Origin of the sequence: Aminobacter sp. Y103A (genome assembly GCF_030294925.1) — a bacterium.
GTDB classification, from domain to species: domain Bacteria; phylum Pseudomonadota; class Alphaproteobacteria; order Rhizobiales; family Rhizobiaceae; genus Aminobacter; species Aminobacter ciceronei.
Genome location: NZ_AP017986.1, coordinates 1,617,341 through 1,629,951 on the forward strand (window position 1 = coordinate 1,617,341; position 12,611 = coordinate 1,629,951).

The window sequence follows — 12,611 nt, forward strand, 5'->3', positions numbered from 1 at the left end:
CGCCAGTCGAGATGCGCTGCGGCACCGTCTTTCCACGCACATCCGGCGCAGCGCCCAGCGCCGCCGGCAATCCAAAAACTGTAAGGGAGTGACCGGCATGACCAAGGCACCGGCCGATTTCGCCGCGCGCATCGATGCGCTGTTTCAGGATTTCACCGGCCCCGGCAGCCCGGGCGCCGTCGTCGCGGTCACCGAAAATGGCCGCGAGATCTTCGCCAACGCCTACGGCCTCGCCAATATCAACAATGCCGTGCCGATGGGGCGCAAGACGATCATCCGGATCGGCTCGCAGACCAAGCAGTTCACCGTCCTGCTGATCCTTATGCTGGAGGCCGAAGGCAAGCTCAGCCTGTCCGACGAGGTGCAGAAGCACCTGTCTTACGTGCCGCAGCTCGAGCAGCCGGTGACGCTCGCGCAGCTCGCTTCGAACACTTCGGGCTTCCGCGACCATCTCGAAGCGATGATCTTCGCCGGCCTGTCCATTTTCACGCCCTCCGACCGCCAGACCGGTCGTGACGTCATCGCTCGCCAGGACGCGCTGAACTTCAAGCCCGGCAGCGCCATGACCTACTGCAATGCCGGCTTCTTCATGCTGTCGGAAATCATCGAGCAGATCGAGGGCGCGACCTTCAACGAGGTGCTGCGCAAGCGCATCACCGGCCCGCTCGGCATGGACGACACCTCGCTTTTGATCCGCGACGGCGCGGCGATGAACCGGCTCGCCGCGCACTACACCAGGCGCGAGGAAGGCTGGGCCAATCTCAACTGGGGCCTCGATCTCGGCGGCGAGGGCGGCATGATCTCGACGCTCGACGACATGATCGTCTGGCAGCAGAACATGTTCGATCCCAAGGTCGGCACGCCTGACATGTACGAGCGCATGGCAACACCCTGCGTCTTCGACAATGGCGCCACAGGCTTCTACGGCCTCGGCCTCGTCACCGACGTCTATCGCGGCCGCCGCGCCGTCGGCCATGGCGGCACGGTTGCCGGCGGCAAGTCGGAATCGACCCGCTTCGTCGATGATGGCTTCGGCGTCGTCATCATCGCCAACAACGACCAGGTCGCCTCCTTCGCGCTCGGCCGGCGCATCGCCGACATCTATTTCGGCGACAAGGCCCCGGCGCCGATCGCACTCGCGCCTGGCCGCTACCGGCAGGAGGGTGGCCCCGACGTCTTCGAAATCGTCGCCAAGGACGGCGTCGCGACCTTCCTCAACGCCGGCGGCGTCGGCGGATTCGACTTCGGTCACCAGGGCGGCGCCAAGCCCGAGCGCGCCATCACCGACCTGGTGCTCAGCCCGCGCGCCGACGGCAAGCTCGACGGTGTCTTCTGCGGCACGCCGCGCCTCTACGCGCCTCTTCAGGCGGGTGCTGCAGCCGCGCGCCCGCTGGCCGGGCGCTACGTCAACAAGGCGCAGGACCTCGAGGTCGAGATTACGGGCGACGCCTCGAAGGGCGAGTTCCGCCTGCGTTCCGGGCTCGGCGCCATGGCAGCCCCCATCGTCGCAGCCGATGCCGACCTGTGGTTCCTGTTGCAGCCCGGTACCGATATGCGCCCCGGCCTGCCGTGGAACGCGACGCTGGCGGTGACTTCAGACGGCTTCGAAATGAACTCCGACCGCATCAAGAAACTGGCCTTCAAGCGAGCCTGATCAACCACTTTACGGCGAGGTCCACCATGTCCCTACGCACTCTCACCCCTGAACAGTTCGACGCCCTGGCGCGTTCCTATCTCAAGCAGGCGACGCTGACGCGCCGCGCCTTCCTCGGTGGCGCCGCAGCGCTCACGGCCACAGCCATGCTTGGTTTGCCCGGCAAGGCACTGGCCGAGCAGACCGGCGGCACGTTGCGCGTCGGCCGCTCGGAAGAGCCCGACACGCTCGATCCGCACAAGACCACGCTGTCGGTGTCGTCGACGACGATGGATATGATCTATGAGCCGCTGGCGCGCGCCGGCTTCGACGGCGAAGTGCTGCCGGGCCTCGCCGAGAGCTGGGCCTTCAGCAATGACAACAAGACGCTGACCTTCAAGCTCAAGCCCGGCGTCAAGTTCCACGACGGCACGCCCTGCGACGCCGAAGCGGTTGCCTGGACCGTGGCGCGCCATCTGGCGCCCGAGGCTGCTTCGCCCAGCGCCTTCTTCCTCGGCCCGCTGGAGCGCGCCGAAGCCGTCGACCCGCTGACCGTCGCCTATCTCTTCAAGGAGCCCTTCGTCGCAGTCTGGGTCGGCCTGACGCTCGGCTATTCGGCACCGATCTCGCGTGCCGCCGTCGAAGCGGCGAGCGACCAGTTCGGCCGCAAGCCGGTCGGTGCCGGTCCGTTCAGGTTCGTGTCATGGTCGACCGACCGCGGCATGCGGCTCGAGCGCAACGACGACTACGCACCGGTCGCCGCGCTCGCCCGCGTCGATGCCGTCGAACTGTTCCACTATCCCGAGGATTCGACCCGCATCGCCGCCTTCGAAACCGGCGAGATCAACGCCATGTATGGTGGCGCTTCGGTGCCGCTCGACAGCGTGCGGCGCCTGCGCGGCAATGCCGACGCCATCATGATCGAGCGTCCGGCCCAGATGATGCGGGCGCTGGTGTTCAACCAGAAGCGTCCGCCCTTCGACAATCCGAAGGTGCGCCAGGCCTTTGCCCATGCCATCGACCAGAAGCGGCTGATCGCCTTTGCGCTCGACGGCTTCGCCGTGCCGGCGACCTCTCCGATTGCAAGCTCCATCTCGGGCTATTCGCCCAAGACCGCCGAACTCTCCTACGGCTACGATCCCGAAAAGGCCAAGGCGCTGCTGGCCGAGGCCGGTTTCGACAAGGGTCTGAAGGTTAAGCTCGTCGCCAACGACACGCCGGTCATCCGCCGTACGGCCGAGGTGGTCCAGGCGCAGCTGCGCGAGATCGGCGTCGAAATCACGATCGAAACGCTGCCGATCGCCCAGTGGGCGGCGATTACCGCACAAGGCGGGCAGGACATGGTCATCTCGACCTATTCCTACACCGACGCCGATATCGTCTACCCGGTGCTGCACACCAAGGGCGCGCTCAACCGGGCCTTCCACGAGAATGCCGAACTCGACGGCATGATCGCCGAGCAGCGCGTGACCTCCGATCCTGCTGCCAGGCAAGTCATCCTCGACAAGATCCAGGCAAAGGTCGTCACCGAGGCCTACTGGAAGCCGCTGTTCGAGCCGCTCAACTTCGCCGTCGTCGCCAAGGACGTCGTCGATGCCCGGATGAATCCCGGCGGAGAGCTGCGCGTCGACCTGCTCGGCATGGCCTCGTGACCCGCGCCGACGGATGCTGAGGCTGGTCGTATCGAGGCTGCTCTATGCGGCCGTCATCCTGCTCGGGGTCATCCTTGTGGTGGCCTCGCTGGTCAAGCTCGTGCCGGGCGATCCGGTCGACGTGATTGCCGCCGGCAATCCCGGCATGAGCGTCCAGGACATGGACACACTGCGCGAGAAAATGGGGCTGACGCGTTCCGTGCCCGAGCAGTTCGTCGCCTATCTCGGCAATGCCGTGCAGGGCGATCTCGGCACCTCTATCCGCCAGGGCGTCCCGGTCACCAGCCTGATCGCCGACCGCCTGCCGGCAACGGGCGAACTCGCTTTCTGGACGCTGCTCCTGGCCTTCGTCATCGCCATCCCGCTCGGCATCGTCACCGCACTCAGGCGCGACAGCTGGCTGGATTATGCCGGCACCTTCATCGCCGTTCTCGGCGTGTCGATGCCGGGCTTCCTGCTCGCCGTGCTGATGATCCTGTGGTTCTCGATCGAGCTGCGCTGGCTGCCCGCCTCGGGCTATCGCGGCTCGGCCCTTGCCAGCATCGGCCGCGCCGTCGCCGAACGCGACATCGGCATCTTCTGGAATGCTTTCCGCTACTTCATCCTGCCGTCGATCTCGCTGGCCTTCGTGCTGGTGGCGGTCAATGCGCGGCTGATCCGCTCGGCGATGCTGGAAGTCCTGCAGCAGGACTACATCACCTTCGCCACTGCCAAGGGCGCACCGCGCCTCACCATCATCCTGCGCCATGCGCTGCGCAACGCGCTTCTGCCCATCGTCACTTTGGCCGGCCTGCAGATGGGCGCGCTTTTGTCGGGCACGGTGGTCATCGAGACGGTGTTCGCCTGGCCGGGCATCGGCCGCCTCGCCGTCGATTCCATCCATGTCCGCGACTATCCGATCATCCAGGCCGTTGTGCTGGTGTCGGCGGCGCTGTTCATCTCGCTCAACCTGATCGTCGACATCCTGTACCGCTTCATCGACCCGCGGGTGCGCAATGACTGAGGCCGTGATCGTCCCCGCTGCAGCGCGGCCTGCCACCGAGCGCCGCTTCCTCGGCAGCCTCGGCCGCAGCGCCAAGGGCCTGACCGGCCTGTTCCTGATCGCCATCGTCGTGCTCTGTGCGCTGTTTGCGAAATCCATCGCCCCGCACGATCACGCCCAGCAGGTCATCGAATGGCGCTACGCCCCTGTTGTCTGGCAGGAGGGCGGCTCGACCACCAACCTGCTCGGCGGCGACAATATGGGCCGCGATATCCTCAGCCGCACCGTCATGGGCGCGCAGGTGTCGATCCAGGTGGCGCTGATCGTGGTGTCGATAGCGCTCGTTTTCGGCTCGACGCTCGGGGCGCTTGCCGGCTATTTCGGCGGCATCGTCGACACCATCATCATGCGTATCGTCGACTTCCAGCTCGCCTTTCCGTTCCTGCTGCTGGCGCTGATCTTCATGGCCGTTCTGGGCGCCGGATTCGCCACGCTGGTCATGGCCCTGGCCTTTGCGCTGTGGATCAATTTCGCCCGCATCGTGCGCAGCGAAACCATGCGCATCCGCACGCTCGATTATGTCGACGCCGCGATCACCATGGGCGTGTCGCAACTGCGCATCATCTTTACCCATGTCCTGCCCAACGTGCTACCCGCCGTGCTTGTCGTTGCCACCCTCGACATCGCCCTGGTCATCATCTCGGAGGCAGCGTTGTCCTTCCTCGGCCTCGGCGTGCAGCCGCCCACCGCATCCTGGGGCGTGATGATCTCGGAGGGACGCGACTTCCTCTACGAGCAGCCATGGATCGTCATTGCGCCCGGCATCGCCGTGCTGATCTCCTCGGTCGGCATCAACCTGTTCGGCGATTTCCTGCGCGACTATTTCGATCCCCGGCTGGAGCGGATGTGACCATGACGGCCTCGCCCTTGCTCTCCGTCCGCGACCTGACCGTCGACTATCCCAGCCGCAGCGGCCCGGTCCGTGCCGTGGGCGGCGTCAGTTTCGACGTCGCGCGCGGCTCGGTGCTCGGCGTCGTCGGCGAAAGCGGCTCGGGCAAGTCTTCCATCGGTTATGCGCTGATGGGGCTGACCGATGCGTCGCATGCCATTCTCGGCGGGGCGGTGACCTTCGAAGGCCGCGACATGCTTGCCATGTCCCGGCGCGACTGGCGCCAGTTGCGCGGCAACCGCATCGCCATGGTGTTCCAGGATGCGATGGCGACGTTGAACCCGGTCATGCCGGTCGGCGACCAGATCGGCGAGGTGTTCGGTTTCCACCGCCCCGACATGTCGCGCAAGGCGATCCGCGCTGCCAGCCTTGAGCTGCTCGAACGCGTCGGCATCCAGGACGCTGCCCGTCGAATCGACGCCTATCCGCATCAATTGTCGGGCGGCATGCGCCAGCGCGTGGTCATCGCCGCGGCGATCGCGCTGAAGCCTGCTCTGCTGATCGCCGACGAGCCGACAACCGCGCTCGACGTGACCGTACAGGCGCAGATCCTCGGGCTGATGCAGGAGCTGAGCCGCGAGCAGGGCATGGCGATGATCCTGGTCAGCCATGACCTCGACGTCGTCGGCGATGTCTGCGAGGACGTCGTGGTGATGAAGGACGGTGTCGTTGTCGAGGCGGGTCATGTCGACGACGTGCTGAGCCATCCGAAACATGCCTACACCATGCAATTGCTCAATGCGCGGCCAAGCTTCGGCGCCGGCCACACGCAGGCGGGGGCGGCCCATGGCTGATGACGTTCTGCTCGAAGTCAGCGGCCTTGTCCGCCATTTCACCCTGTCCGGCCGGCTATTCGAGAAGCCGCGCCAGCTCACCGCCGTCAACGACGTCAGCTTCACCATCCGGCGCGGCGAAGCCTTCGGGCTCGTCGGCGAAAGCGGCTCGGGCAAGTCGACGATCGGCCGCATCATCGCGCGGCTGACCGACCCGAGCGCCGGCTCGGTGACCTTTGACGGCGTCGACTGGCTGGCTTTGCGCGGCAAGGCCCTGCGCGACAAGCGCCGCGACGTGCAGATGGTGTTCCAGAGCCCCTATGCCTCACTCGATCCGCGCTGGCGCGTGCGCGACATCGTGGCCGAACCGCTCAAATCCTACACCGACCTCAAGGGCGCGGCCCTGACGACGCGCGCGGCCGAACTGATGCAGCAGGTCGGTCTCAACCCTGACTGGATCGAGCGCTTCCCGCACCAGTTCTCCGGCGGCCAGCGCCAGCGCATTGCCATCGCCCGTGCCCTGGCATCGGGGCCGAAGCTGCTGATCGCCGACGAGCCGGTGTCGGCACTCGACGTCTCCAGCCAGGCGCAGGTGCTGCAGCTGTTGCGCAAGATATGCAGCGAACAGGGGCTGGCGATGCTGTTCATTTCGCATGACCTGTCGGTCGTCGATCATCTGTGCCAGCGTGTCGGCGTATTGAACCACGGCGTGCTCGAAGAGGTCGGCGCGACGTCGGAAATCTTCCGCACGCCTGGAACCGATTACACCCGCCGGCTGATCGATGCCGTTCCGGGCAAGAAGCGCCGCGCCGCCGAAAGGGCTGTCCATGCATGACATCGTGATCAAGAGCGGGCGCGTCATCGACCCCGAGACCGGCCGCGACGAGATTTCGGACGTCGCCATTGCAGGCGGCCGCATCGCCGCAATCGGTGCCGATCTCGGTCCGGCGCTCGAGGTGATCGACGCAAGCGGCCTGATCGTTGCCCCCGGCTTCATCGATCTCCATGCGCATGGCCAGTCCGTGCCCGCCGACCGCATGCAGGCCTTCGATGGCGTCACCACCGCGCTCGAGCTGGAAGTCGGCGCCTTGCCGGTTGCCGGCTGGTACGAGGCGCAGTCAAGGACCGCGCGCCTGCTCAACTACGGCACGGCGTCGGCCTGGATCTTTGCCCGCAAGGCAGTGATGATCGGACTGGAGCTCAAGCCGGGCGAAGCGCCGATCACGGTGATGGGACGCGGCTTCGATGATCCGCGCTGGTCGACGGACGCTGCGACCGAAGCGCAGGCAGACGAGATCGTGGCACGTACCCGCCAGGGCATAGAGGAGGGCGGCCTCGGCATCGGCATTCCCGCCGGTTATGCGCCCGGCGCAGGCGCCAAGGAGATGAGCCTGATCTGCGATCTCGCCGCCGAAACCGACACGCCGACCTATACCCACATCGCCCAGATGTCGAACATCGACCCCAAGAGCTCGATCGAGGCCTATGTCACCTTGATCGGACTGGCCGGCGCCACCGGTGCGCATATGCACATCTGCCACCTCAACTCGACCAGCCTTCAGGACGTCGAGCGCGCCGCGGCGATCATTGCCAAAGCGCAGGCGCAGGGGCTCAGGATCACCACCGAAGCCTATCCCTACGGCACGGGCTCGACCGTCGTCAGCGCCGGCTTCTTCGTCGATCCGGCCTTTTCCGCCCGCACCGGCACCGGCTACGACGCCATCGAGCTTGTCGCCACCCATCGCCGCCTCGACGGCATCGACGATCTCAAGCAGGTCAGGCAGGCCGATCCCTCGGCGCTGGTGCTCTGGCACTTCCTCGACACCGAGGACAATCCGCGCCATCGCGCGCTGCTCGACGTCTCCGTCACCTATCCCGGCGGTGCCATCGCCTCCGACGCCATGCCATGGAGCCAGCCCGACGGCACTCCTTACGAAGGCGACGAGTGGCCGCTCGGAGCCGACAAGACGGCGCACCCCAGATCCTCGGGCACCTTCACCCGCTTCATCAGCCAGTGGGTACGTGAGCGCGACGCCATCCCGCTTGCCCAGGCGATTGCCAAATGCACGCTCATTCCGGCGCAAATCGTCGAGAGCTGCGCGCCGCTGTTCAAGCGCAAGGGACGGCTGCAGCCGGGCTGCGATGCCGACATCGTCGTCTTCGATCTCGCCACCGTCACCGACCGCGCCACCTTCGCCGAGATGAACCTGCCCGCTCAGGGCATGCGCCACGTGCTGGTCAACGGCCAGGCGGTGATCTCGGACGGGGTCCTCGACCAGGCGGCGGCACCCGGGCGCCCGATCAGGCGGGGTGACCGGTGAGCGTTCCAGTCCTCGTCGTCACCGGCTTTCTCGGTGCCGGCAAGACGACCTTCATCAACCAGTTGCTGCAACGTGCCGACGGCCGTCGCATCAGCGCCATCGTCAACGACTTCGGCGCCATCAACATCGACGCCGAGCTGATCGCGGATGCCGCCGACACCGTCGTCGGGCTGAAGAACGGCTGCATCTGCTGCTCGTTGCAGGGCGACCTTCTGCGTACCCTCAAGCTGGTGCTGTCCCAGCCCGTCCAGCCGGACCACATCGTCATCGAAGCCAGTGGCGTCGCTGACCCCAGGGGCATCACCGAAACGCTGATGGACCCGATCCTGTGGCACGATATCCGGCTCGATGCTGTCGTTGCCGTGGTCGACGCCGACGAGGTCGCCGCCAATCCGGCCCGCCTGCGCGACGAGCTCTGGCGCGCCCAGGTCGAGGCGGCCGATTTCATCGCCCTGTCCAAGACGAGGGAAAACTCCGATGAGGCACTGCGGGCGGAACTCGTCTGGCTCAACAAGACGCTGGTCTTCGAAACCGATGGCGATGCCTTGCCGATCGAGGCGCTGCTCGTCATCGACCGGCCGCAGCCGGTACCGGGCCAGGCCAAGGTCGGTGCATCGCGCTTCACCTCGATCGAATGGCAGTCATCAGGGCCGGTCGCGCTCGACCGCTTCCAGGCTGCCATCGACCGGCTTGCGCCCAAGCTCATCCGTGCCAAGGGCATCGTCAGTTTCGTCGAGCGGCCCGGACAGAGTTTCCTGCTGCAGCTCGTCGGTCGCCGCGCCACCTTGCGCCCGTTCCCGAAATTCGAGCCCGATTGCCGTCTCGTCCTGATCGCCGAGGCCAGCGTCCTCGACGCCGAGACGGCGCATGCCGGCCTCGCCGAAATCACTGCCTCTTAATTCGCAAGCGGAGTTATCCATCATGCGTGTGTTCAGTGCCGTCCTTGCGACCGAGACCAACACCTTCTCGCCCATCCCCACCGGCCTCGGCGCCTTCGTTTCCGGCGGCGACTACTATCCCGCCGGCCAGCATCCGGACCACATGACGCTGTATGGCGGCCAGCTCTGGGCGGCGCGCGAACGCGGCCGCCGCGAGGGCTGGACCTTGTTCGAAGGGCTGAGCGCCTCGGCCGAACCCGGCGGCACCACGACCCGGCACGCTTATGAAACGCTGCGCGACCAGCTGCTTGACGATCTGCGCGCCGTCCTGCCGGTCGACATGGTCTTGATGTCGCTGCACGGCGCCATGGTCGCCGATGGCTATGACGATTGTGAAGGCGACATCCTCGCACGCATCCGCGCGATCGTCGGCCCCGACACCGTCGTCGGCTGCGAGCTCGACCCGCACTGCCACATGACATCAGAGATGGTCGACAATGTCGACATCCTCCTGACCTACAAGGAATACCCTCATACCGACGTCTATGAATGCGGCGTCCAGCTCGTCGATCTCTGCCACCGTATCGCCACCGGCGAGATCAGGCCCAAGGCCGCGCTCGTCGACACCAGCATGGTCAGCCTGATCCGCACCACCACCGAGCCCGGCCTGTCGATCATCCGCGGCATCCGCGCCATGGAGCAGAAGGACAAGGTGCTGTCGGTGTCGATCGCGCAGGGCTTTCCCTGGGCCGACGTGCCTGAAATGGGTACACGCGTCGTCGTCTACACCGACGACAATGAGGACCTCGCGCAGTCGCTGGCGCAGCGGCTGGCCAACGACCTCTATGCCATGCGCGCCGAGATCGTGCCGCCGATGCCCTCGATCGACGAGGCGCTCGATCAGGCCCTTGTGGCACCCGCAGGCACGGTCGTCATCGCCGACACCGCCGACAATGCCGGCGGCGGTGCCGCCAGCGACTCGACTTTCTTCCTCGCCCGCATGATCGCGCGCGGCATCCCGGATGCCGTCATCGGCCCGCTCTGGGATCCGATCGCCGTTCGTCTGGTGTTCGAAGCGGGTGAGGGGGCGGTGCTGCCGCTGCGCGTCGGCGGCAAGGTCGGTCCGCGCTCCGGCGACCCGGTCGATGTCACCTGCCGCGTCGTCGCACTCAAGCGCGGCCTCGTCATGACCGGGCTTGGCGGCGTGCCGTCGCCGATGGGCGATTGCGCCCTGATCGACTGCGGCGGCGTCGAGGTGCTCCTGGCCTCCGAGCGGTCGCAGGCGATCGACACCGACCTGTTCAGCAATATCGGCTGCGACCTCACCGACAAGCGGATCGTGGTGGTCAAGTCGACGCAGCATTTCCGCGCGTCCTACGAGAAGGTTGCCAGCGCCGTGATCTACGCTGCCTCGGAAGGCACCGTCACCTCCAATCTCGCCAGCTTGCCCTACACCAGGATCAAGTTGCCGAAATGGCCGGTAACCGCTTAGGCGGCGACAGCCGAGACCTTGGGCGGCCGCGCCCTGCATATCTGGATCATCTTCGATGTCGGCGTGGTTGTCGGGTCGACTATTCCTGGATCGCAAACCCCATTCGGAAACAAACTGGGTAGAAAGTAGCTGTTGAGGCCATTAGAATCCGGCCTAGCATGGAGTTCGCATTTGCTTAGGTGAGACTTTGGGAACGAGGACAAAGGACCGAGGCAACAAGCCTGACAGCTATAACGATGAAGGGCTCCGCAAGGAGATCGTTCGCGTGCGTTTGCAACCTCAGACGTTCCATCATCTTAATTCGTCCCTTCGGAAACTCAGAACAAGCCGCCTGTACAATCTCGAAAAGAACTGGCCCGCCGGATGGCCGGTTGAGCCTTGATTGCTGCACAGGTCGGACGCTCCTACGCCCGCTGCAGCTTTTCGTAGCGCTTGATCAGCCGGTCCCGCTTCAGCTTCGACAGCCGCTGGATCCAGAACATGCCGTCCAGTTGGTCGATCTCGTGCTGATGGCAGACGGCGAGCAGGCCCTCAGCTTCCTCGGTGCGCTGGATGCCCTGGAGATCCTGATAGCCGATGCGCACGCGTGCATGCCGCCTGATCTCATCGGTCACACCAGGCATCGAGACGCTGCCTTCGGTGTGGAGCATCGTCTCCTCCGAGGCCGAGAGTATCTGCGGGTTGACGTAGGTCCTGGCACTACCAGGGCCTTCAAGCTCAAGCACCACCACCCGCCTGGCGATGCCGATATGCGGGGCGGTGATGCCGATGCCGGGTGCCGCGCGCATGGTGTCGAGCAGGTCAAACGCCAGCGCGCGCAATTCGTCGTCAAAGGCCGTCACCGGCGCGGCGACGAGCTTGAGGCGCGGGTCGGGAAATTTCACGATTGGCCGGGTCGTCACGTCAGGTCTCCGCCTCGGGCAGCGCTCGGCAGCCGCATAGCGCGAAAGTCACCGCGCGGCCAGCGCCGCGTGGCCTGGGAGCAGCGAGCCCGCCTCGCGGCTCAACTGGTCGATCAACAGTCGCACGCCCGGCAACATGCCGCGATGCGCGGCATAGACCAGCGAAATGTCGAGCCCGGGCCCGGCCCATTCCGGCAGCACCGGCACGGCCAGGCCATGCTCGGCCATCCTCCGTCCGACGAATGTCGGCAGCCGCCCGATTCCAAGTCCCGCCTCGATTGCCTCGGCGATGGCACGTACATTGTTGGCCGACATGCGCGGCTTGAACTCAATCTTCGCCGGTTTCTGCGTCGCATGATGCAGCAGCCATTGCTGCGTGTCCGACGGCGAAATCTGCTCGCCGATCAGCGGATAGGCGTCAAGCGCCTTGGGGTCTGACGGCAGGCCTCGCTCGGCGACCAATGACGGCGCGGCAAACATCGAGGCTTCGGTGCTGCCAATCTTCCTGGCGATCAGCGTCGAGTCCTTGAGCCTGCCGACACGGATGGCGAGATCGTAGCCCTCCGCGATCAGGTCGACATAACGGTCGGAGACGTCGATCTCGCAGCGCAGCTTCGGATTGGCGGCGACGAAGCGCGCGATCAGCCGTCCCAGCCCGGCCTCGACCAGCACCGTCGACATCGTCAGCCGCAGCCGCCCCGACGGTTCCGCCACCGCCTGTGCCGCTTCGTCGGCGGCGCGTTGCAAGGCATCGACGATCAGCTGGCCATGGGTCAGGAATCGCTTGCCCGGCTCGGTCAGCGAGGATCGCCGTGTTGTCCGCGCAATCAGCCTGACGCCGAGATGCTCCTCGAGCTCGGCCACGCGCTTGCTGACGGTTGCCAGCGGAAGTCCCATCGAGCGTGCCGCGGCAGTGAAGCTGCCGGTCTCGGCCACGCGGGTGAAGATCACCACGGCCTCGACCGGTGGCAGCCGCTCATCCCTGGTAGCGCCGGCGCGGTCAGGCTCATTATTTCTATTCATGGATAG

General features: G+C 65.9%; 11 protein-coding genes. 9 read left to right on the plus strand and 2 right to left on the minus strand.

All coding sequences use genetic code 11. The features are described 5' to 3' along the window. Positions 1-97 precede the first annotated feature (97 nt). Genes Amn_RS07775 through Amn_RS07815 form a run of 9 tightly spaced genes read left to right on the plus strand, consistent with a single transcriptional unit; the run spans position 98 to position 10,680 of the window. Positions 98-1,654: a serine hydrolase domain-containing protein gene (locus Amn_RS07775; RefSeq protein ID WP_286296005.1), complete on the plus strand. Its 1,557-nt coding sequence runs from the start codon at positions 98-100 to the stop codon at positions 1,652-1,654. A gap of 26 nt (positions 1,655-1,680) precedes the next feature. Further along, positions 1,681-3,285, plus strand: coding sequence for an ABC transporter substrate-binding protein (locus Amn_RS07780; protein WP_286296007.1), 1,605 nt, complete (start codon positions 1,681-1,683; stop codon positions 3,283-3,285). A 13-nt stretch (positions 3,286-3,298) separates the two neighbouring features. Next, positions 3,299-4,288 (plus strand): ABC transporter permease, encoded by a 990-nt coding sequence (locus tag Amn_RS07785; protein ID WP_286296009.1) that lies wholly within the window; start codon positions 3,299-3,301, stop codon positions 4,286-4,288. Beyond that, positions 4,281-5,177, plus strand: a complete 897-nt coding sequence (locus Amn_RS07790; RefSeq protein ID WP_182575453.1) for an ABC transporter permease — start codon at positions 4,281-4,283, stop codon at positions 5,175-5,177. The genes Amn_RS07785 and Amn_RS07790 overlap by 8 nt, the downstream gene beginning before the upstream one ends. Positions 5,178-5,179: 2 nt before the next feature. Next, positions 5,180-6,010: an ABC transporter ATP-binding protein gene (locus Amn_RS07795; RefSeq protein WP_286296010.1), complete on the plus strand. Its 831-nt coding sequence runs from the start codon at positions 5,180-5,182 to the stop codon at positions 6,008-6,010. Continuing rightward, complete coding sequence (locus tag Amn_RS07800) at positions 6,003-6,824, plus strand: ATP-binding cassette domain-containing protein (protein WP_286296011.1); 822 nt, start codon at positions 6,003-6,005, stop codon at positions 6,822-6,824. The genes Amn_RS07795 and Amn_RS07800 overlap by 8 nt, the downstream gene beginning before the upstream one ends. After that, positions 6,817-8,310, plus strand: a complete 1,494-nt coding sequence (locus Amn_RS07805) for an amidohydrolase family protein (protein WP_286296012.1) — start codon at positions 6,817-6,819, stop codon at positions 8,308-8,310. The genes Amn_RS07800 and Amn_RS07805 overlap by 8 nt, the downstream gene beginning before the upstream one ends. Beyond that, a complete protein-coding gene (locus Amn_RS07810; protein ID WP_286296013.1) occupies positions 8,307-9,209 on the plus strand; it encodes a CobW family GTP-binding protein in 903 nt (300 codons plus the stop codon). Before Amn_RS07805 ends, Amn_RS07810 begins: the two co-directional genes overlap by 4 nt. A 22-nt stretch (positions 9,210-9,231) precedes the next feature. Continuing rightward, the gene (locus Amn_RS07815) at positions 9,232-10,680 is read left to right on the plus strand and encodes a M81 family metallopeptidase (protein ID WP_067964737.1); all 1,449 of its coding nucleotides are present in this window, start codon (positions 9,232-9,234) and stop codon (positions 10,678-10,680) included. Between the two features lie 404 nt (positions 10,681-11,084). On the opposite strand, the gene Amn_RS07820 is transcribed toward Amn_RS07815, so the two are convergent. Next, positions 11,085-11,582, minus strand: coding sequence for a peptide deformylase (locus Amn_RS07820; protein ID WP_185910196.1), 498 nt, complete (start codon positions 11,580-11,582; stop codon positions 11,085-11,087). A gap of 48 nt (positions 11,583-11,630) precedes the next feature. Further along, on the minus strand, positions 11,631-12,605 hold the full coding sequence (locus Amn_RS07825; RefSeq protein WP_286296016.1) for a LysR family transcriptional regulator: 975 nt from the start codon (positions 12,603-12,605) through the stop codon (positions 11,631-11,633). Positions 12,606-12,611: the final 6 nt, after the last annotated feature.